Annotated in this window: 19 protein-coding genes and 3 pseudogenes; 11 read left to right on the plus strand and 11 right to left on the minus strand. The window is 44.5% G+C overall.

What is annotated here, in order from left to right:
* Window positions 1-118: transposase (locus tag PREMU_RS15235; protein ID WP_174262884.1), on the plus strand; the 118-nt coding region annotated here is incomplete at its 5' end.
* On the opposite strand, the gene PREMU_RS06880 is transcribed toward PREMU_RS15235, so the two are convergent.
* Both PREMU_RS06880 and PREMU_RS14120 read right to left on the minus strand, forming a co-directional pair.
* Window positions 107-379, minus strand: coding sequence for a hypothetical protein (locus PREMU_RS06880; RefSeq protein ID WP_040558098.1), 273 nt, complete (start codon window positions 377-379; stop codon window positions 107-109). The two genes, PREMU_RS15235 and PREMU_RS06880, sit on opposite strands and share 12 nt — an antisense overlap.
* Window positions 357-809: an ISAon1 family transposase N-terminal region protein gene (locus tag PREMU_RS14120; protein WP_007574149.1), complete on the minus strand. Its 453-nt coding sequence runs from the start codon at window positions 807-809 to the stop codon at window positions 357-359. The genes PREMU_RS06880 and PREMU_RS14120 overlap by 23 nt, the downstream gene beginning before the upstream one ends.
* 409 nt (window positions 810-1218) lie before the next feature.
* On the opposite strand from PREMU_RS14120, the pseudogene PREMU_RS06890 reads away from it, so the two are divergent.
* A pseudogene (locus PREMU_RS06890) lies at window positions 1219-2168 on the plus strand (IS30 family transposase).
* On the opposite strand, the gene PREMU_RS06895 reads toward PREMU_RS06890, so the two are convergent.
* The 3 genes from PREMU_RS06895 to PREMU_RS06905 form a co-directional block, all read right to left on the minus strand.
* Complete coding sequence (locus tag PREMU_RS06895; protein ID WP_007574151.1) at window positions 2130-2582, minus strand: hypothetical protein; 453 nt, start codon at window positions 2580-2582, stop codon at window positions 2130-2132. The pseudogene PREMU_RS06890 and the gene PREMU_RS06895 overlap by 39 nt on opposite strands.
* 132 nt (window positions 2583-2714) lie before the next feature.
* Window positions 2715-4910, minus strand: coding sequence for an SF1B family DNA helicase RecD2 (recD2, locus tag PREMU_RS06900; protein ID WP_007574154.1), 2196 nt, complete (start codon window positions 4908-4910; stop codon window positions 2715-2717).
* A 90-nt stretch (window positions 4911-5000) separates the two neighbouring features.
* The gene (locus PREMU_RS06905) at window positions 5001-5318 is read right to left on the minus strand and encodes a heavy metal-binding domain-containing protein (RefSeq protein ID WP_007574156.1); all 318 of its coding nucleotides are present in this window, start codon (window positions 5316-5318) and stop codon (window positions 5001-5003) included.
* Between the two features lie 113 nt (window positions 5319-5431).
* Here PREMU_RS06905 and PREMU_RS06910 point away from each other — a divergent pair, with 113 nt between their 5' ends.
* Window positions 5432-5905 (plus strand): GAF domain-containing protein, encoded by a 474-nt coding sequence (locus tag PREMU_RS06910; RefSeq protein ID WP_007574158.1) that lies wholly within the window; start codon window positions 5432-5434, stop codon window positions 5903-5905.
* A gap of 19 nt (window positions 5906-5924) precedes the next feature.
* Here PREMU_RS06910 and PREMU_RS06915 read toward each other — a convergent pair whose 3' ends face one another.
* On the minus strand, window positions 5925-6350 hold the full coding sequence (locus PREMU_RS06915; RefSeq protein WP_007574160.1) for a hypothetical protein: 426 nt from the start codon (window positions 6348-6350) through the stop codon (window positions 5925-5927).
* A 111-nt stretch (window positions 6351-6461) separates the two neighbouring features.
* Here PREMU_RS06915 and PREMU_RS06920 point away from each other — a divergent pair.
* Window positions 6462-7220: pseudogene (locus PREMU_RS06920) on the plus strand (IS1595 family transposase); the annotation flags it as partial.
* On the opposite strand, the gene PREMU_RS14975 reads toward PREMU_RS06920, so the two are convergent.
* Together PREMU_RS14975 and PREMU_RS06930 are read right to left on the minus strand one after the other, a co-directional pair.
* A complete protein-coding gene (locus PREMU_RS14975; RefSeq protein ID WP_156803975.1) occupies window positions 7130-7735 on the minus strand; it encodes a hypothetical protein in 606 nt (201 codons plus the stop codon). The pseudogene PREMU_RS06920 and the gene PREMU_RS14975 sit on opposite strands and share 91 nt — an antisense overlap.
* Before the next feature lie 43 nt (window positions 7736-7778).
* A complete protein-coding gene (locus PREMU_RS06930) occupies window positions 7779-10154 on the minus strand; it encodes an outer membrane beta-barrel family protein (protein WP_007574162.1) in 2376 nt (791 codons plus the stop codon).
* Between the two features lie 834 nt (window positions 10155-10988).
* Here PREMU_RS06930 and PREMU_RS15605 point away from each other — a divergent pair.
* From PREMU_RS15605 to PREMU_RS14135, 5 genes are all read left to right on the plus strand, one after another.
* Complete coding sequence (locus tag PREMU_RS15605) at window positions 10989-11150, plus strand: IS110 family transposase (RefSeq protein ID WP_223918567.1); 162 nt, start codon at window positions 10989-10991, stop codon at window positions 11148-11150.
* A gap of 565 nt (window positions 11151-11715) precedes the next feature.
* On the plus strand, window positions 11716-12144 hold the full coding sequence (locus PREMU_RS06940) for an Hsp20/alpha crystallin family protein (RefSeq protein ID WP_007574163.1): 429 nt from the start codon (window positions 11716-11718) through the stop codon (window positions 12142-12144).
* Window positions 12145-12336: 192 nt separating this feature from the next.
* A complete protein-coding gene (locus tag PREMU_RS06945) occupies window positions 12337-12651 on the plus strand; it encodes a hypothetical protein (RefSeq protein ID WP_156803976.1) in 315 nt (104 codons plus the stop codon).
* Between the two features lie 267 nt (window positions 12652-12918).
* Entirely contained in the window at window positions 12919-13209 is a 291-nt protein-coding gene (locus PREMU_RS14125) for a hypothetical protein (RefSeq protein ID WP_244863873.1), read from the plus strand.
* Between the two features lie 176 nt (window positions 13210-13385).
* Window positions 13386-13961, plus strand: a complete 576-nt coding sequence (locus tag PREMU_RS14135) for an IS66 family transposase (protein WP_262502472.1) — start codon at window positions 13386-13388, stop codon at window positions 13959-13961.
* Between the two features lie 648 nt (window positions 13962-14609).
* On the opposite strand, the gene PREMU_RS06955 is transcribed toward PREMU_RS14135, so the two are convergent.
* Together PREMU_RS06955 and PREMU_RS06960 are read right to left on the minus strand one after the other, a co-directional pair.
* Window positions 14610-15611, minus strand: a complete 1002-nt coding sequence (locus PREMU_RS06955) for a nucleotidyl transferase AbiEii/AbiGii toxin family protein (RefSeq protein ID WP_007574164.1) — start codon at window positions 15609-15611, stop codon at window positions 14610-14612.
* Window positions 15604-16212: a DUF6088 family protein gene (locus PREMU_RS06960; protein WP_007574165.1), complete on the minus strand. Its 609-nt coding sequence runs from the start codon at window positions 16210-16212 to the stop codon at window positions 15604-15606. Before PREMU_RS06960 ends, PREMU_RS06955 begins: the two co-directional genes overlap by 8 nt.
* A 575-nt stretch (window positions 16213-16787) precedes the next feature.
* On the opposite strand from PREMU_RS06960, the gene PREMU_RS06965 reads away from it, so the two are divergent.
* A complete protein-coding gene (locus PREMU_RS06965; protein ID WP_007574166.1) occupies window positions 16788-17378 on the plus strand; it encodes a helix-turn-helix domain-containing protein in 591 nt (196 codons plus the stop codon).
* Between the two features lie 55 nt (window positions 17379-17433).
* Here the strand turns inward: PREMU_RS06965 and PREMU_RS16065 are convergent.
* Window positions 17434-18641 (minus strand): annotated as a pseudogene (locus PREMU_RS16065) (ISL3 family transposase).
* A gap of 174 nt (window positions 18642-18815) precedes the next feature.
* Between PREMU_RS16065 and PREMU_RS06975 the strand changes: the two are divergent.
* A complete protein-coding gene (locus PREMU_RS06975; protein WP_156803978.1) occupies window positions 18816-19688 on the plus strand; it encodes a hypothetical protein in 873 nt (290 codons plus the stop codon).
* Window positions 19689-19816 lie beyond the last annotated feature (128 nt).

Genomic DNA, 19816 nt, shown 5'->3' on the forward strand with positions numbered 1-19816 from the left:
AATAGAGGGAATCAACAATAAGATTAAAGTGCTGAAAAGACAGATTTATGGGTTTAGAAATGATGAATACTTTACCCTAAGACTATATGCATTGCATGATAGGCGTCTACGCATTTAACGGAAGAACCGTTTTTATTTGTGTACTTACGCTATAAGCAATGATGGTTCCCGCATGGCCATGCGCATCCTTGTTGATGAGTATCGTATAGACATTGCGCCCGATTTTTGTCTCATCTATGCCAAGGTGAATGCCCATGTTTTTAATGTTGAGAGCCCATTTTATGTACAGTTCCTTATGTTTGTCATCCGCGTAACCGCTCAGATGGTTCTTATAGATCCGCCCGAGATTGTCGCCGTTAACGTAGTACGTTCTCCCCAAGCTTCTCGCCGTGACTGGTGTCGAGTCCATGCGCTTCTTTTAAAAAAGCCGCAAACTCCGGTGAGTAGCGGGAACCGTCTTCTTTAATGCGATATGCGCTTATGATAATACTTTTGCCGTCCTTATCAAGCCATCTTCTGTGGCGTATATGGAGACGAACCTTTCTGTCGCGTGTGGGAAAGTCTTCTATTGTTGTGTACTCGGTGTAGCCGTTCATCTGTAAGTCTTGCTGGGACTCGTCACGGTTGTCAAGCTCCTTCAGGTAAATGTCAAGTATGCTGGAATACTCTGCACCCTTGGCAATAGTTTCCCTTGAGGGGGAACTTTCTACCATTCTCTCTAACTCAAAATAATCAGGCATCCCTGCCGGCAAAAAGAAATCGGCAAAGAACTTGTATAGCTTTAACTCCTTATCTTCTGTATGTGTCATGATGGTGCAAAGGTACTAAACTTTACCTTTTCATGTACAGGGTATTCAAGATTTTTTAGGTAGTCCTTCCACGGAACTTTGCATATGCGCCAAGATCTTTCCATAGTGCGGTGTTTCAAACAACAGGCATAGACGAGAGCCGGAGACTGTGCCGACATTGTCCGTCCAGTCGTCATTCTCCAAAGTCATACTTGTGTCGTAATGCACCGTAAACATTCAAGATAGAAGTGCAATATCTTATTAATGGGTGATTGTAAGAGTTGACCTCCGTGTCGGATTCGGACGTTCTTGGCGCGAAGCGACAAGGTTGGCCACATCCGACACGGAGGAATAAAAAACAACCGACAATGCAAAAAAGACAAAAAGGAGACCGCTGTCTCCCAAGGATTAAATTACTTTTGTATTGCCTATGTACAAGCACTTAACCCGTGAGCAAAGGTACGCAATCTACCTGGGAAAACAAAGAACAGACCAATAAAGCAATTGCCCGGCTGATAGGGGTCAGTGAATCAACCGTAAGTCGTGAGCTGAAACGCAATGCGACAAAGAACGGCAAGTATGTCTGGGACAAGGCCGATGCCCTTTCCCAAGAACGCATGCACCGTGCTCCGGGCAATCGTTCCGTGAGCCGGTTGCTCCTCTGGCGCGTGCGTGAGCTCATCACCGGAGAGCAATGGTCCCCCAAGCAGATATCCGGCTACCTGGGCAAGGAGGGTGTGAAGATCTCCCACGAAACCATTTACAAGATGATCCGCAACGATACGGGTGGGACACTTGCCGCCAACTGCCGCCATAAGATGAAGTATCACCGCAGTCCCTCTCACAGGCATGTAAACCAAGGCGCCGAGTATCAGAAACAGGGTAAGCATACACGAACGTCCGAAGGAGGCAGACGGCAGGAGGTTCGGGGACTGGGAGATGGACCTGATTGTCGACAAGGACGGCAACGCCATCCTCACGATGATAGAACGCAGCACGAACTTCCTCATCATGGAGAAACTCAAGCATGGCAAGAAGGCCATGCCGCTGGCAAAGACCGTATGGAGGCTGCTCATGCCATACAAGGGAGAGCATCTCAAGACCATCACTACGGACAACGGAAGTGAGTTTGCCGAACATGAGTGGATGGCACGGAAGTTGGGACTGGATATCTATTTCACGGACGCATACTCTTCTTGGCAGAAAGGGGCTGTAGAGAACACCAACAAGCTCATCAGACAATATATTCCAAAAGAGACGGATATAAGTACCGTCACAGACAAAAGAATTAAGATGATACAGGCCAAAATCAACAGAAGACCAAGGGAAAAATTGAACTTTTCAACACCAAAGCAGGAGTTTTACAAATATTATGTGTAATATTGCACTTGCTGGTTGACTCTTTAGGTCGCCAGAAGCGAAGATGGAGTCTGTCTTTCCAGATTCAAAGAGACAGAAAACATCAAGACCTGCATCCACCACACGGAATGACTTTAACTTCATTGTAGAAGCTTGCAGATCTTTGTATGGCCAGTAGGATTCTTCTGAGTTTGTAGCTGCCGGATCATTGGTATAGAAGTCCGTCTTGTCATTGATACCAAGATACGTAACCGTCTGTCCGACCAGATGAGCGAGGTTATAGTCCCCATTGTTGTTTTGGAGGTCAATATTGTGTTTAGCGTCGTAAACAATAGGCTTTGTCTCCTTCTTGATCTGAGGAGTATCACCGAAATCGATTTGAGCGTTTGCATGGATAGCAATAGCAGCGGCTGCGAATAAGAGAACTTTTTTCATCGTTGGGTCGTTATAGTTATTACTCTGATGTAAAATTAGTGAAAATAATTAAGAATTGTAAAGGAAATACCCTAAAAGATACGGGAAATCCCTATAAAACGTCTGTTCCATAGCACAAGACAAAGAACCACCTTATTTGCTAGTCTCTTCTGCTGCCATCTCAAGATTCTCTTCATCGTCCTTCTGCTGATAAACTGCTACGATCTTTCCTTGCAGCCGTTCCTTGAGGAGGGTGTTACGCTGGGTGACGGTATTGTGGTTGACGGCATACCATAACGCTTTGCGGGTACCGATGAGAATGCAGATCTTCTTGGCTCGTGTCACGGCCGTGTAGATGAGGTTACGCTGGAGCATGACATAGTTGGTGAAGTGGACGGGAATGATGACGATGGGATATTCCGAGCCCTGACTCTTGTGTATAGTCGTAGCATAGGATAAGCTGAGCTCATCGAGTTCTGAGGACTCGTATTCAACAGACTTGCCATCGAAATCTACAGTCAACGTCCGGTCTTCCATGTTGACGAGCGTGACAATACCCATGTCACCGTTGAACACTTCCTTCTGATAGTCATTCTTGAGTTGCATGACACGGTCGTTCTTGCGGAACATGTAACCGCCACGCTGCAGGCCTTCACCTACAGGGTTGACTGCCTGCTGAATGGAGATGTTGAGGTTACTGGCCCCGATGACTGAACGCTGCATCGGCGTTAGGACTTGGATGCTTGTCGGAGGCACATGATAGGCTTGGGGAAGGCGGGACTTTACGAGGCTGACGATGGTGGATGCTATTTGCTCCGGATCTTCAGATTCCATAAAGAAGAAGTCGGACTGCCTGCCGTTGCTGATATCGGGGAAGCGGCCTTTGTTGATAGCGTGGGCATTCATGATGATTCGGCTTGTCTGAGCCTGACGGAAGATGCGGGTAAGACGTACAACGGGGACGACATTAGAAGAGATGATATCACGCAGAACATTGCCCGGTCCTACAGATGGCAACTGGTCTACATCACCGACGAGCAACAAGCGCATGCCTTGTGGAAGGGCCTTGAGAAGAGAGTTCATCAGTACAATATCGATCATCGAGCTTTCGTCGACAATCAACGCGTCACCTTCAAGGGGATTGTCCTCATTGTACTTATAGCCTTCGGACGGGTTGAAGCCGAGAAGGCGATGGATGGTTTTCGATTCCATGCCTGTTGCCTCCGTCATTCGTTTGGCAGCACGGCCGGTAGGCGCAGCACAGAGAATCTCCAAGCCCATGGTTTGCCAAGCTGCGATGATGCCTTGGGTAACCGTTGTCTTGCCTGTACCAGGACCACCGGTCAACACCATGACCTTTGACTTCACTGCCTGGCGGATGGCCTCTGTCTGTAAGTCATCGTAGGTGATGCCCGTACGTTTCTGAATCTCCTTGATGTCGGGCTCTTTTTGGAAGAGCGTCTTGGAGTTGTCCTGCATCAGCAGTCTCAGTTTGTTGGCTACACCCACTTCACTGTAGTAGAGTGGGGACAGATAGATGGCTCCGCCTTCGATTTTCAGATCTTCAGAGGCGATCATCTTGTCAAGGACCTGTTCGATAGAGTCCTTGTCAGCACCGAGGAGTTGAACTCCGGCATCGAGCAGTTGGTTACGCTCGGCATAGACATGACCTTCTTTGGACAATTGGTTGAGCGTATAGGCAATGCCGCTTTTGCAACGGCGCGGGTCGTTCTTCGTGTAGCCCATCTTCTCCGTAATGCTATCAGCCGTCTTGAAGCCGATACCCCAGATGTCGTCGGCAAGACAGTAGGGATTGTCCTGCACTTTCTTGATGCTATCCTTGCCGTAAGCCTTGTAGATCTTTGCAGCGTAGGCAGTGCTCACCCCGTTGCCTTGAAGAAACACCATCACTTCCTTCACGTCGAGCTGCTTCATCCAGGAGTCGTGGATCTTCTTGATTCGTTTCGGACCAATGCCCGGCACATCGCTGAGCTTCTTCGGCTCCTTCTCAATGATATCGAATGTATCGAGACCAAAAGTTGAGACAATGAGTTTGGCGTACTTTGGACCGATACCTTTGACGAGTCCACTGCCGAGGTACTTCTCGATGCCGAACTCCGTGGCGGGCATGGCTTCCTCATAGGTACTGACAACGAACTGGGAGCCATACCGCTTGTTGACTTTCCATTCGCCTTCAGCCACCATCACCGTGCCGACGATTACTTCGGGCATGTTGCCGACGAGCGTGACAAGTTCGTTGTATCCCTTCACGTTAGCCTTCAGGATGCTGTAACCATTCTCGGCACTCTGATAGGTAATGCGTTCTATGACTGCACGAAGCTTGCTCATTGTGTTTACACTTCTTTTCTCAAAGCTAACCTATGATTTTGTCTTTTTAATGGGTAACATAATTAACAGGACAAAATTTGAATTCACCAATTAGATGATAACTGCGGTACCACTGACTGCAACCATGAGCATAGAACCACTTTGACCGACGGTCTCATAGTCGATATCAATACCAACGATGACGTTGGCACCCAGCTGACTGGCACGATCCTGCATTTCACTGAGAGCTGTGTCTTTTGCCTCGCGCAGTACTTTCTCGTAGCTGCCTGAACGACCGCCAAAGAAATCCCGCAACCCCGCCGCAAAATCCCGTAGGGCGTTTGCTCCAATGATCGTTTCACCGGTAACGATGCCTTTGTACTCAAGAATAGGGTGACCTTCAATAGTCGGTGTTGTGGATAGTATCATAACTTTTCTGTTTTATGTGATGGTTTGATGCCCACAAATTTAATTATTTCTTTTGACAAATCGATGTCATCCAATAGATTTTTGTATCTTTGTCGAAAAATTAGCGTGAAAGTATGAGCAACCCGAACAATATACAGAAGAAACAACTCTATGCAGAGGTAATTCCTCAAGTTAAGTCCATGATTGATGGCATTGACAATCAGGCTGGAGCACTGGCTAACGTAACTGCTTTGCTTCATGACACGCTGCCATATTTTTTCTGGGTTGGCTTCTACATTGTAAGGAATGGTCAACTGGATCTCGGACCATTCCAAGGACCCGTCGCCTGTTACACCATCAACAAAGGCAAGGGCGGATGCGGTACTGCATGGGAGAAGGCTGAGACGATCGTTGTTCCTGACGTTGAGCAATTCCCCGGCCACATCGCTTGTTCTTCGAAATCTCAATCAGAGATAGTAGTGCCGATCAAGAAGAATGATGAGGTCGTAGCTGTATTGGATGTTGACAGTACCGAGTTGAATACATTCAGTGAGGAGGACAAGGAAGGACTTGAGAAAGTTGCTGGGATTGTAAACGAATTATTCTGATAGAGATTTTTTTTTCACGCTAACGGCTCTTTCTATAGTCATCCATCGCCTGATGTGTCTGCTGATGGAGCTCTGCGAGTATTGGGTATTTGTGGTAAGGGACAATCTTCACCGATACAGTCGCATGTCGTGGGATTAGTTCATGGCATCGGCTGATTAAGTCTGCATTGGCAGTCTCGGACGTTGGCTCTCTGTTGAAGTTCTGAAGATAAGCTACGTTTGTCATAAATACGATATCGGAGGAAGCTGGCAAAGTCTCCATGGCATGGATCATGGCAGTGAGCAGCATGCGGAACTCGGTGGTATAGTCATCGGTACAGACAAAACAGTCGATGAGCTTACCATTAATTTCGGCACGATAGGTGCCGCTACTTACACGTTCCTTATGGGCGTAGTCGCAGCTTGCCCCTAGCCAAACGTAATATGTAGATGCTTTGAACATCATATTTTTTTTATGAATATCCGCAATCATCCAAATTAGCAAAGTTTATACAGCCTGGACAATCCTTAGTATAAAAATTGCGGGCTTATGTTTGACTATTGGAAAGGAATGATTATGAATTTGACGGATTTCTATGAAGTTTATCCTGATGAGGAAGCTTGCGAGCATGCTCTTAAGGAATTTCGTGAATGCCATACTCTTTATTGTCCGGAATGTGGCGGTTTGCACCTCAGTTGGAATCCGAGCCATAAGTCTTGGACATGTATGGATTGCGGTCATGAGGTTACCCTCCGTTCTGGCACAGTGATGCAAGGCAGTAATCTGCCAATTTTCGATTGGTTCGTGGCAATGTTTCTGATAGTAAGTACGAAGCGGGCCATATCCGCTTTGGAGGTACAGCGCCAGCTTGGAAGGAAACGCTACCAACCCATGTGGGAAATGATGATGCATAAGCTGCGTGACGTGATGGGTAAGCGTGACAGTCTCTACAGACTGTTTGACCAAGTGGAACTTGATGAAGGATTCTTCTCCACGGAGACGCCTGACAGTGAAAAATGGCATCCTCTCAAGCGTGGACATGGAAGCCAACGGAAGACAGCCGTGCTTGTCATGGCGGAAAGTTCTGTTCCCACAAACACACCAAAGAAAAAGTACAGCACCGGGAAACGGGTCGGTCATATCAAGATGGAAGTCATACCGGACTTGAAGGCGGCTACGGAGGAAGACAAAATAAAGAATTCCATAGATGCCGGGGCTAATGCTACCACAGATGCCACGAAGTCTTACGCGGCACTTACAGCGAACAAAATTGTCGCTAAGCATAAAGCATATAAGATGAGGGACAAGATGATGGTCGGCAAGGTGCTTCCATGGTCTATGGTCTGTGAAGGAACGGCTATCGCATAGCCGTAATCAGATGCAGGAAGACTTGCTACAAAGACCTCACACTGATGGACCTCACCCGTATCACGGTCAACATAACTGAGCTTCTGACCGGTAAAGTCAAAAAATATCTCCCTTCCGCCCTCACGATTCTCTGTCAGCACATACGAAAGATGATGTGCTTTGAGATGCTGCCCTACATGATAGCAGAACTGAGTGTAGCTGTAGCCGTTGGGGTAATCCTTCCTGTACTCTTCCCAAAGAAGATACAAAGTTACACCGGTCTTGTGCAGTTCCTTGACGATGTACTCCAAATGTCCTGAGAGATCCCGGAACCGCTTCCCGCTGTATGCTGCATTGCCTCCGGTATAACGTCTCTCAAGTACCGGATCGTCAAGCTTAAGCAGCCCGTCAAGGCCCAGCGGATCGTTGTCTGCCAGGTGTATATACTTCCTGATAGTCTTGCGGTCCATACCAAGGGTACGGCTGATCTCGCGGTTTGACATTTAGATAGAAGTTAAACGTTGTCTAAAATTGGGGTATAGTATACTAAAAGCGATTTATCTCATCATCCGCTGAACCACTGCCGCTGTACCTATCCTTGAAGCTGTTGAAGTTATAGCTAATGGAGGCGATAAGGCAACGATTGAAGTTGTTTACCATTCTGTTTTGTACCACGAAATTTACTTTCTTCACATCATTCAATTTCGACCAATCAAACAAGTCCTCAGCTTTCAGTGTAATAGTCAGTTTCTTATTGAGCAGTTGTTTTTGAATCATCATATTGAAAGTAGCATGGCTATTTTGCTCATAGATGCCATGATGTCCTTTGATGTTCCAATAAAAATCAATACGGAAGAGCCAATCGCGTTTTAACTCCAACATGTTTTGAAGAGCCAACAGACCGTATGGATGATTATAATCCATTTGCTCCCCATTATATGTCAATAAAAAAAATGGCTTATAGACACCTACAGTCAAAGTTGGATGCCAACAGCCGAAGACAGGTGAGACTATACATTGTGCACCTAATTGTTGGAAGTCCTTGGCATTGGTTGACATCCAAGAAACGGTTCCTGATTTGCTAGAAATCGCCATAACTGTAGGATGGATATAGTCTTTGATATACTGATAGTCTAACTTGAAGTCGAAGATGCGATAATTCATACTAAGTTCCGTGTCATATACATATTGCGGCTTCAAGTAAATGTTGCCTTGCTCGTAGTGGTATTGGTTGTTGTAACTCACGCTGTTATTCAACTGTCGGAACGAAGGGCGATTCACCCTACTACTGAAATCGAGGTTCAAATCTACTTTGCCGAGAGAAGTGAAAAGCGAGAAAGAAGGCAATAAGTCCGAGTAATTTGTTTTATTCTTTACTTCTCCTTGGTCGGTGTTGATGGCATGCACATACTCATAGCGAAGCCCAAGACCTCCTCTCCATTTCTCTGTTGAAAAGTGATAAGATACAGATCCTGCATACTTGGTTTCCTTGTTCTTGAATTGGTCGTCGGCAATCTTCCCTTCTACGTTCACGGAAGTTCCCCATGACGAGATTTTACTGAAATCCGTACCGAAGTCAAGTCCATGTTTTTCGTTTATGTTCCAAGCAAACACACCTTTGAATGCTACTGCACGATTTCTTTGGTCGTTTTGCATGTGTGTGATTTCCGAAGTTGCATCCGTTTTACTTGTCTCGGTTACTTGTTGCTGATGCTTCAATTGGGAATACACATAGTCAGCATCCAAATTAAGCTGCAACTTGTCTGACAGCTTGCCGATGTAATAAACATTGACATTATGGAACCTTTCCTTTTCCGACTCATTGGTCTTGTTGTCCGTCGAAGTCAAAAGTTTGTTATTCTTATAAGTCACCATATAGTCGTATGGAGAATCAAGCAATTTGTAGTTGGAGATGGTCCCCATGTATTTGCCACCAATGGTGTGGTTCTTGCTGACAGCATAGTTCATGCCCACACTGTAGTCACGGGAACGAGAACGGTCGGAGTATTCCGAAGCAGAAACCTCATGGAAAACGTCTTGCTCGTAATTGGTTTGGTCGATGTCATAGCGGATGTCGCTTCTCGCATTGTCATACTGATAGGCAAGAAAGAAATCCATTGCACCTCTGTGTATGTTGAGGTTGATGTCCTCATTATGAGACCAATTCTTGTGCCTTGAAAGTTCCGCACGGGCTATGCCTGAAAGCCCATCGAACTTATGGCGTATGGTATTGATGGCTATGACACTCCTTATGTCTGCGTCGTATTCTGCCCCAGGATTAGTGATAAGTTGGACAGACTTCACATTGGAAGAGGAGATCATCGAAAGTTCAGAAACGTTTGCCACCTTTCTGCCATCGATATAAATCATAGGTTCACCCTTTCCGAACACCTCGTATTTACCATTAGTATAAAGCATTCCTGGAACGTACTTGATGACATCGGAAGCCTTGCCGATGTTTTGCAAGTTAGAGTTTTGAATGTTGAGCGTAAGTTTGCCGTTTTCTCTAGAAATGTATTTGTGATGTCCAACAATGGTGATATCGTTCAAAAGGTGGACATCTGCCGACATACGAATGGTATCTATATTTTTTGCGGTTATAGACAATTCCATTGTTTTGTATCCGATGCAACTGATTTTAGCAACCAACGGAACGTGAGGACACGAAATGGTAAATCGACCTTTTTCATCACTCACTCCACCAGTAATGAGAGAGAAGTCTATTTTTGACAGCAGTGAGATGGAGGCGAATGGCACAGGATTACGATTATCATCAAGAATTAATCCTGTCAACGTATCTTCTGGACATTTTGTGATATTGTAAGCATGTGTGTCATTATTTGAAATGCATACATATTTGTCATACGTTGCAACATATCCTATGAAGCTTTGTATAATTAACGACAATAATATGAGTTTCATTCGAAAATGATTCTATTGTGAACACCCGATAAATCGGGCATTCGGATTTAACTTATTTGATTTGACACAACAAGAGAATTAGCAGGCTGCATAATGCTGTCTGCGGCTATCGGAAGGCTTTTATGGTTTTAAAACGACCGGAAAACAGGAAATTTCATTCGCGTGCTCTGAGCAACAATCTTTGCCTCTCAGTCGTTCAGGCCAGTTTCATTCTCGGGCTTGGTGTCCCAGTAAAAATCGGCCTTAGGATTCGTGCGCCTCTATGCGCTTTCCTTACCGGGAGAATCCTCTCCGGTGAGTTTCTTTATCTGCTCCTGATACGTGGTGCCGTCCTTGAGCATGTGACAGATGACCTTGAGCATTTCCGCCGCGATTGCTACCAGCGCGCGTTTCTTTCCCCGTCCTGCAGCAAGCCTCTTAAAGCGTTCCGAGAAGTAGGTACCCTTTGTTCTTGTTGCACACTTCGTTCTTCTGTTGTTTCGCCATAGTTGTAGAGGGTTGAGGTTACAATATCTGCAGCAAATTTACATAAAAACTGTGATTTATAAGCCAGTACGAATAAAAAAACCGAAAATAAATTCCTGAACGGTTCCCCCTGTGATGGAAAAATGTCAAGGCCAGCATAGATTCCTTGTCCTAAACACGTGCTCGTGGCACAATTTATATTATATTGGAGAGGTATTTTAATCCTCAAAATGTAGGCTTATAAGAATCGTATGCGACCTTGACATGCGCAAAGATAGCATTTATCTTTGTATTTTGAGCAGTACAGGCGAAATTATTAAGAAAATTTTTGGTGTTTTAACCTTCCAGCTACAAGAAATATGTGATTTGATGCGCACACATCATGCCGAGGAGGTTGGCATGGAAAGCACAAGTGTCTATTGGATTCCCATATGGCGGATGCTGGAGCCGCATCTCAGGTTGAAGCTCAGCAACCCTTATTTCATCAAACAACTTCCCAGCCACAAGAGTGATGTCAAGGATACTCTGTAGATAGCGGAATGCATGATGAAGGAACTTGTCCGTGGTAGTTTCGTCCCGCCGAAACGCATCCAGCAGCTGCGCGCCAGTATGACAGGCGCAGCTGCGATCTTGACGATGAGATCGTACGCAAACTAGCCAAGCTCGATGCCGTCGTACAGCGGTGCAACATCCGGTTGAGTAACTACGTTCCAACACGGACAGCAAAGGTTACAAGTCCGTCATAGACAAAATCTGTGAATTTGAAAGCGTAACCGACCCCCAAAAATATCAACTTAACATTGACAAGATGAGTCAAATACAGGCGACAGCTACCCCCAGGTAAATGCTCCTGTTGCAGAAGTCTTCCCTATGACAAATCGTGCCAATGATGGCAGTAATGTTGAAAATTTTTAAGTCTTGCTGCCAAAATCAGCCAAATTCGACACACCCGAAACAACTGTGCGATCCGGCATACATATTGTATGAATACAAATGAAGTTCGGAAGTCGGACGAGGGACGACGAAAGGAATCCTAAGGACGATGGACGTACAGAAAGTAAATATTTAATTAAAATATAATCAGGAGGTTTGCATTATGTTGTATCCAGTTTTAAGAGACATGAACAATTGGTTGAGCAATGATTTCGACGATATGTTCAACACAAGTTGGATGCCGCGTATGAATGTCACGGCACCTGCTATCAATGTCAAGGAAACAGAAAAGAGCTACGAGGTAGAGGTTGCTGCTCCGGGCACCACCAAGGATGACTTCAAGGTGAACGTCGACAAGGACGGTTGCCTCACCATCAGGATGGAGCACAAGAGTGACAAGAAGGATGAGAACAAAAAGGAGCACTACCTGCGCCGTGAGTTCTCATACAGCAACTACGAGCAGGCTCTCACGCTACCCGACGATGTTGAGAAAGACAAAATCGAAGCAAAGGTTGATAATGGTGTGCTTCATGTAACGCTTCCTCGCACTGCCAAGGTGGAGAAAGAGACCAAACGTATTGAAGTGGTGTGACCGCCTTGCGGTTGGCTCAGTGATATTCGGGGGCTGTTCTCATCAGGAGGGCAGTCCTCTTTTTGCTATTGTCGATTCAATATAAATCTCCTATGCCGGTGTGGTCATTGTCATGATGACTGCGCCGGTTTTTTGTTTGTATGCGAAGGAAATGGAAAATAATTCATCATGCACCACAATTTGGAACAACTTATGTTCATCTTTCCTCTAAAGAAAAAGGCACATTCCCTCCATGAGGCCATAGATGCCAGAAATGCTAATCTGACAAAAGCTGAGAATATAAACAAAGGCCTTTCAAAGATTATCAGCAATAAGTCTGAGAAACGGCAGCTGAAGCCATCTGAAGAGGACAGAAAGACGCTGGAGGCTGCCCGTGCTGCTGCAACTAAGGCACGCGGCAACAACAGGGCTAAGAGAGACACACACCCAGAGAACGCAGCACACACAAGGATATCTATGATGTCACACCCGATGATCCGGACCTCAATGTTACTTTGGCCAAACTGACAGGAGGCGCAGATCAGAACGGCAACCAAATGCATATCTTGAGAGCAAGAGATACCGTTATCATAGAAGATTTATGGAAATGGTCCTCTATCGTGCTCCCCTGTACAAGCAGAAAAAACATATGTATCGTGGAAAGGCTCCCGGGACTCTGTTTCTCAATTCTTCATATGAGTCTTCTGCAATATCCTTCCTTATGCGGATGCGTTTCGGCTATGGCATGACGGTATAGAGAGCATCTGCTGCATGCTGCGGGAAGATGGTTTCAATATGAACAGGAAGACAGCAGACGGACTGTTCAGGAAGACTGTCAGAATACCGGAGAGTCTCTATAAGGCTCTCCGAATCGCCGTTCGTCAGTCCGATTATCTCAATATAGACGGGACATATCATAGGATATTGTCTGAGAAGAAAACAGATATGAAAGACGAAAACTCTGACAAGGAGGCCTCAGGCGAGGACCTTGCTAATAGGAAGGATATGGATAAGAATGATTCAGCTCAGGAAACAGGTATGAATGACGCTTCCGCTGTGCGGGGATCAAGAAAGGGCCACCTGTGACTTGCTGCCAGCTCAGCTTTGAGACTGTCTTATTTTATCTATGAGGGCGGATCGAGGCCAGAGAAGATCATCCTTGACGAACTGCCGACTATCATGGATATGTACAGTCTGACGGCTACTCCGCATACAAGAAGACGGAGACTGACGAGTACAGGGATATATTCTGAATAGCCTGTCTGCAGCATATAAAGAGGAAGTTCAATGACTGCGGTGAAAAGAACAAGGCAGCAAGAAGCATAGGAAATCCACTCAACAAGTTCTACAGAAAAGAGCACTTGCATAAGAATGACAGAAACTGGACTGTTGAGGACAATCTCAGATGGAGACAGGAATACGCTCCACCGATACTCAGAGAAATAAGAGAGAAGCTTGATCGTTTTCTTTCCCTTCCCGATGAAGTGCTTCCGCCAAAAGACGATTTTTATAAAGCCGTACATTATCTGGATAGCGAATGGAAAGCCATGGAAGGCATTTTCACTCGTGGAGACACTGCCCTGGACAACAATCTCTGTGAGCAGCAGAACAGGTATGTCTCAAAGTCAAGGCGCAACTCCCTGTTCTTTATTATTACTAACGAGAGTGCAGAGCGGGAAGCTATGTTCTACTCGCTTACCTTGTCATGCCTGTTAAACGGCATTGATACCTCCGAGTATTTTGCTGACGTTATAGACAAAGTTGCCCGCATGAAACCGAAAACACCAATAGAACAATACAGAGATCTATTGCCTGACAAGTGGAAGAAGAAAAGTTAGATAGTAAGCCCATGGTTAATAGCCACGGGCTTTATCTTTTTTAGGCCTACGCATACGCGGAGACGCTACACTTTGGTACAATTTTCAGCTTCCGGATTTTCTATACCGTATGTGTAACCACAATCAGACCATGTAGTGACTATTTAGGTGGTCAGAAAGGGTCCTGAGTTTTTAAAGAAAAGAGTTCCGTAACTTGTTGGAATTACGGGACCTAACTTAATTCGTGAAATGAATTACTTGTTTTGTAAATTCCTTTCAGCGGAGAGAGAGGAACCCCCACCTTTTCCGCTAAAATCTTGTATTTCAATTGCTTATAAAGTCAAGGAATTGAGTTGTACCGTATCTGTACCGTTTTTTAGACCATCTACAGACCCTCTACAGACCATTTCCTAACCCTGCATGACTTGAAAAACACACCCGAAGGCAGTAATCAAGCCGAAATTTAAAGATCTCTTTTATTTGGGTTCAAAGTTAGCAAAAAATGAACTAACCACCAAATATTTGAGAGACAATTTTTTATCTTGCGTTTTGGTACATAAGCAGTGCAGGGTGCGAGGTCATATTTATAATAGACCTTGCACCCTGCACTGCTCATGTACCATGGCAAGCGCTGGCTTTGGCCTTCTGCACGCTGTTTGATGGTTTACCTTATATGCTATGGTATCTGCCTTCAAGTTCAACCATTCGCTCAAGTAATTTATCGAAAGGAAGTGAATTGCTATAGATCATGGAGAGCTGCATAGCTTCGTAATCTTTCTTCCATACGTCAAGATATTCTTTTTGTGGAGTCAGCTTTATTCTTTTTCGAATGTCTGGGGTATAATCAACGCCGTGAATGCTGGTGAAAACCTCTCGATGATGTGCGATAGTATTCCACAACTCATCATCATTAATGCCATTAATGGCAAATTGCTCGTCCATCATTTTCTCAAGGTCATACAGGTGACGTGATTTTCTGTCTGCGACATGTGCTCTTTCCGTTGTGAACATCTCGTGAAGCAAAAATGCTTTTTCAAGGAACGTCTTTTCAGCCTTTGCTGTCCGAATATCTGTATCTACCACGTCAGTGTTTACCTGAGGGAAAGAAGAAGTCACAAGACTGGATACTCTTGCAATCTCTGTTGGCTCAAAAAGAGAACGGGAGCCGATTTCCAACATCACCTCCGGATTTAGGTAAGATGGCTCACCGAAGAGTGCATTGTATCTAATATGAATCTTTCGTGGCTCGGGATAAGTATTGTCACCTTCACCGTCAGGTTCAGGTTCCACGGTAAGATATTGCTCCAGACCGTATTCTTTCAGTCTGTCCTCAAGCTGACTTGCGAATTCATCTCTGACGAACAGAGACGACTGTTTCCTCAACTTCTTGGTTTGTCTCTTGGTCAGATCGCCGGTTAATCCAAAGAAATTTCTGTCTATCGCGAGGTCAATGTCCTCAGACATCCGATCGATGAGGTTATAAACCTTGCTCAAAGAGGTGCCACCCTTGAAGACTAGCTTATCCGCAAAAGGCAACGTGAATACTACTTTGAGTATGGTGGAAACCCATAGGTCTTTTTCAATTGCTTGGACAGGCAGTCCTATCTTGTTGGCTGTCTGCGTGATAACCATCTTCTTTTGGTCATCACGTAAATCGAAATAACTATTCATAAAAGCTCTTTATTATTTTTCTAATCCATGCCGGCATCAGCTTATAATCCGCCTCAATGGACTTCTCGTTAATGGTTGTGAATACATGTTTCAGTGTTTTCAGATGCTCTTCATTGACACTGTTTTGACCTATCTCCTTCAATGCGAATGTTGCCAGCTGAGCTGTCTTGTTCGTGAAAGCAAGGTTTTTGGGAACAGTATGCTTAAACGTTATTGTTCTATGGTTGCCGAGCCTTATCTTCCTTGGCGAGCCGTCTGTTAGGAATACCACGTTCATGGGTACCTGGGTAGACAGCCCGAGAAGGTTCATGGCATAAGCACCGGTCGGCGCAATGTGTGCTCTGTCTCTCTTTGCGACCTGCAAAGCAACGTCTTCGACAGACGGATATAATACGCCCAGTCCAAGTTCCTTGTCTATCTTCGGATATAAATAGATGCCATTAGCCAACCTTATTATGAAAGAGTCATTGGTCAACCGCTCCAAAGACTTGGAGACAGACTTGATGTCACCATAGGCCGTAAAGCTGCTCGGAAAGAAGATAGAACCCCTTCCGCACTTCTTCATGCTACTAACAATCTGTTTACCAATGTTTTCTTGCATATTTTCCCTATTTATTTTGTCGCAAATTTACGATATATTTTCGACAATAGCAAATATCATATTAGTTTTTTCACAATAACTTTTGAATATCAATTGTATTCGGTAGCCTTCAGAAGATAAGCCTCTTGAAATAACAGAGGAAATAAGGAAAAATGTGCTTAGCGTGATATACGGTGTCAACCATCAAATCTCTAACTAAACAGATATAGCCACATAACACAAAAGAATTTACCAAGCAAAGGAATCATCAGTCCATATAAGGCCTCTTTCGTCAAATACACAGTCTTGTGACTACTTATCAGCGTCTTGATAATCCTACATCGTTATACTTTGGGAAATTTCTGACTAACCCCACATGATCGTCTACCATTATGTAGGAAAATCTTATTTTGTTATCCGACTTACAAGTAGAGAAACTGCATTGCAATGCATTTTTTTAATCGACACTAAGCAATCATTTTCTTCTGTCTCACAATATGTTATCGTTGGATTGTTAATTGCGTCTGCATTGCAGTGCATATTAAGAGACATTGCAGTGTATACGAGTTTGGGGAAATATATCCGATTTTTGCAAAATGGAAGAAAAGATTACTTCAAAACAAGAGGTTGCCAAAACGCAACAAAAGAAAGCTAAGCCACTAAAGGAAGCTGAAAATACAAAACGGGAAGTTATTGTACCGTGGATGAAAGATGTAGTCTTTTGTACACCGGAAGGATTTCTCCCCTCAGGTGAGGATGTGGTAAAGGCCCTGTCTGATAGAAGTGGTATAGACGAAAGGCAGATCCGCAAAATCTTGAATGGAAATGTGGATTTCAAAATAAGTTCCCTGAATCGTATTGCTGAAGGCCTTGACCTCGTATACTTCCTCGTGCCCGTCGTTAAATCGTCTGGTCTCAGAAGAAAAATTGCTTACTTTGGCAAAATGGTCGGTCACATATGGCAGATACCCAGTAAAAAGACTGCCACTGCAATGCCCTATCTTTTCAGAGAGTTTTCTGCAATAAAAGATGTTTCAACAGAAGTATTCACCACAATCTATGAACTCATACAGGTCGCTTCAGGCGCAATCAAAGGTGGAGGTAAAGACGCAAATCTCATTGAGATATTGAAGAAATGTATCGATGAGATAGCAAACCTTGTGCATGAAGAAGCGGACGATAGCTAACAGCCACAGGCGACGGTACGCCAATACAAATTTGAGAGACTAATAGGTTCTTCCGTTAAATGCGTAGACGCCTATCATGCAATGCATATAGTCTTAGGGTAAAGTATTCATCATTTCTAAACCCATAAATCTGTCTTTTCAGCACTTTAATCTTATTGTTGATTCCCTCTATTCTCCCATTTGAGATATAATGGTCATACCATGCAAGAATGTAGGGTTTGTATGCCCTGACGGTTGATGCCATGACTGCCAGTGGCTGTATCTTTGCATCAAAAGCCTGTCTGACCCATTCGTCAAGCACTTTCTCTGCATCGTCCTTGCAGCACTGGTTCCATATCTCCTTAAGATCTTCCTTGAGATAATAGGCTGTCATCAAAGGCTTGTTCAAACTCAACGCATTCTCTAATCTGTTCCTGTGCTGATGATCGAAGATGTCATTTCCATTTCTCAGCAACAGCCATCTGGTACCCTTTATTACCTTGCGCTTGTTGACATCCCGTTCCGCATGCCAGAGTTGCCTTCTGAGTTGGTCGAGTTTCTCGTTCATGAGCTTAGTTACATGGAAATGGTCTACAACCAGTGCTGCCTGGGGCAGATGTTCGGTCACAGTCCTGGTATATACGGCGGATAAGTCTCTGTGCAGACAGCCTCTATACGGTGTCTGTCATCTCCGAGTCTGCTCCAGAACCCATCAAGGGATGCCTTGCCATTTCCCTCTCCTACATACACGATGTGACCATTGTCGAGATTGACCACAATGGTCTTGTATACCTGGCCTTTATGGGTTGCGAACTCATCAATGGATATTCGTCTTAATGTGGACAGGTCCGGAGTTCCGTACTCTGCCTGCAAGAACTCCATCTGAATGTTACGTACAACGTCCCACGATACTTGCAGGAACCAGGAAATGTCCTGGATCGTTGCAAAGCGTGACAGGTCAAGTACCATGTTCGCAAAGGCCTGTGTATGTCGACGTTTCCCCTTGGCAAAATCAATCTTCTCCTGCTGGATACACCCACAGTCATGACATAAAACACGTTGTACATGCATGTCCAGATAAGTCTTGTTTAAGCCGATTGGCACACTTACAAAGCGACGAATGTGGCTGCCGTCAAGAACAACATGATGGCTGCCGCACGCTGGACAACAAAGTTTTTCCCTGGGTGTTTGGATTTCCAAAACTAATTCATTACCTTCGTAGCGCATATCCTGACATTCCTGTCGGGAGACGCCTAAGGCGTTTTGCATTATGCTGGTATTCATGTTCTTGGAGTTTGGGCACTACAAAGATACATAATACCAGCTCTTTTAATATATATACAACAGCCTATCTATTCATTTAACGGAAGAACCGACTAATAGACATCCCTTATATGGTGTGTCAATTATATTATAGATATATTATAGACTAAAATTAATCTTGAACAAAAGAAAAGGATGAGACGGTACTTAGAAAAAATCGCCATGCAGTACGGGCTAATGGCCCAACAGATTCAGTCGATTGATTTCGACTTGCTTGAAAAGACAATCAATGAGTATTATGCCAAAGCGCATGCTTTCTATCTGAATTCCGTCAAGGACAGCCAATTGGACTACGGCATTTATCACAACATCTTCTTTGTGCTGACGGAGATGGTGGAAGCGAGAGGATGTATCAAGGATGACCTGATAAGCAGATTTTCATACGGTATTGTCAAGTATTCCCTCACCAACAAAGAAAACCTGGTACGAGAGTACTTCGAGAAGAATCCTATAGGATGCTACTGCCCGCTGCTGAAGCAGATACTGGGAAGCAAGTATGTCGCTCAAAATTCAGGAACCACAAAAGAACAGAAGGGAAACAATTGTCATGCCATTCTGACTGATGAGCAGAAACGAAAGTTCACAGAAACACTGAAAGATGTCGACCAAATGAAGATTCCCAAGGCGACGCTCATCAAGACTCCTATCCCAAAGGAGATCATCGCATCCATAGCGAGCTTTGCCAATCAGATTAGGTTGTTCAGCAAAGATATCAGCACTGATGAAGTGAAGGCTTTTCTTTACAACGAGGAGTGCGCTCGTCTCAGAATGAACCAGAACAACCTCGTTGCTTTCTTCCTTTACCAGCTCTCAAAACAATCTCTCATCAAAGCTGAGTGGGCTAATATCATCGCCTGCAACGGACTGTTGATAAGCTCTTCAGGCAACATCGTCACAGAAGCACATAACCTTACCGTTCCAGCTTGCAAGATAGCCAACAAGCCTCTTGAAGCTCTCAAGGATAAGGAAAAATTGATTTACGATTTCGTCAAAAACTTGAAATTTTGATTGATAATGATTGACAATGATTGATAATCAGACCATTGTCAACCATTTTATTTGTATGCTTTCATTTTTCTTTCTATTTTTGCGACGGCTATCAAAGTGATAGCTGTCGGACTGTTTTTATAACAGAC

Source organism: Hallella multisaccharivorax DSM 17128 (assembly GCF_000218235.1).
GTDB lineage: Bacteria > Bacteroidota > Bacteroidia > Bacteroidales > Bacteroidaceae > Prevotella > Prevotella multisaccharivorax.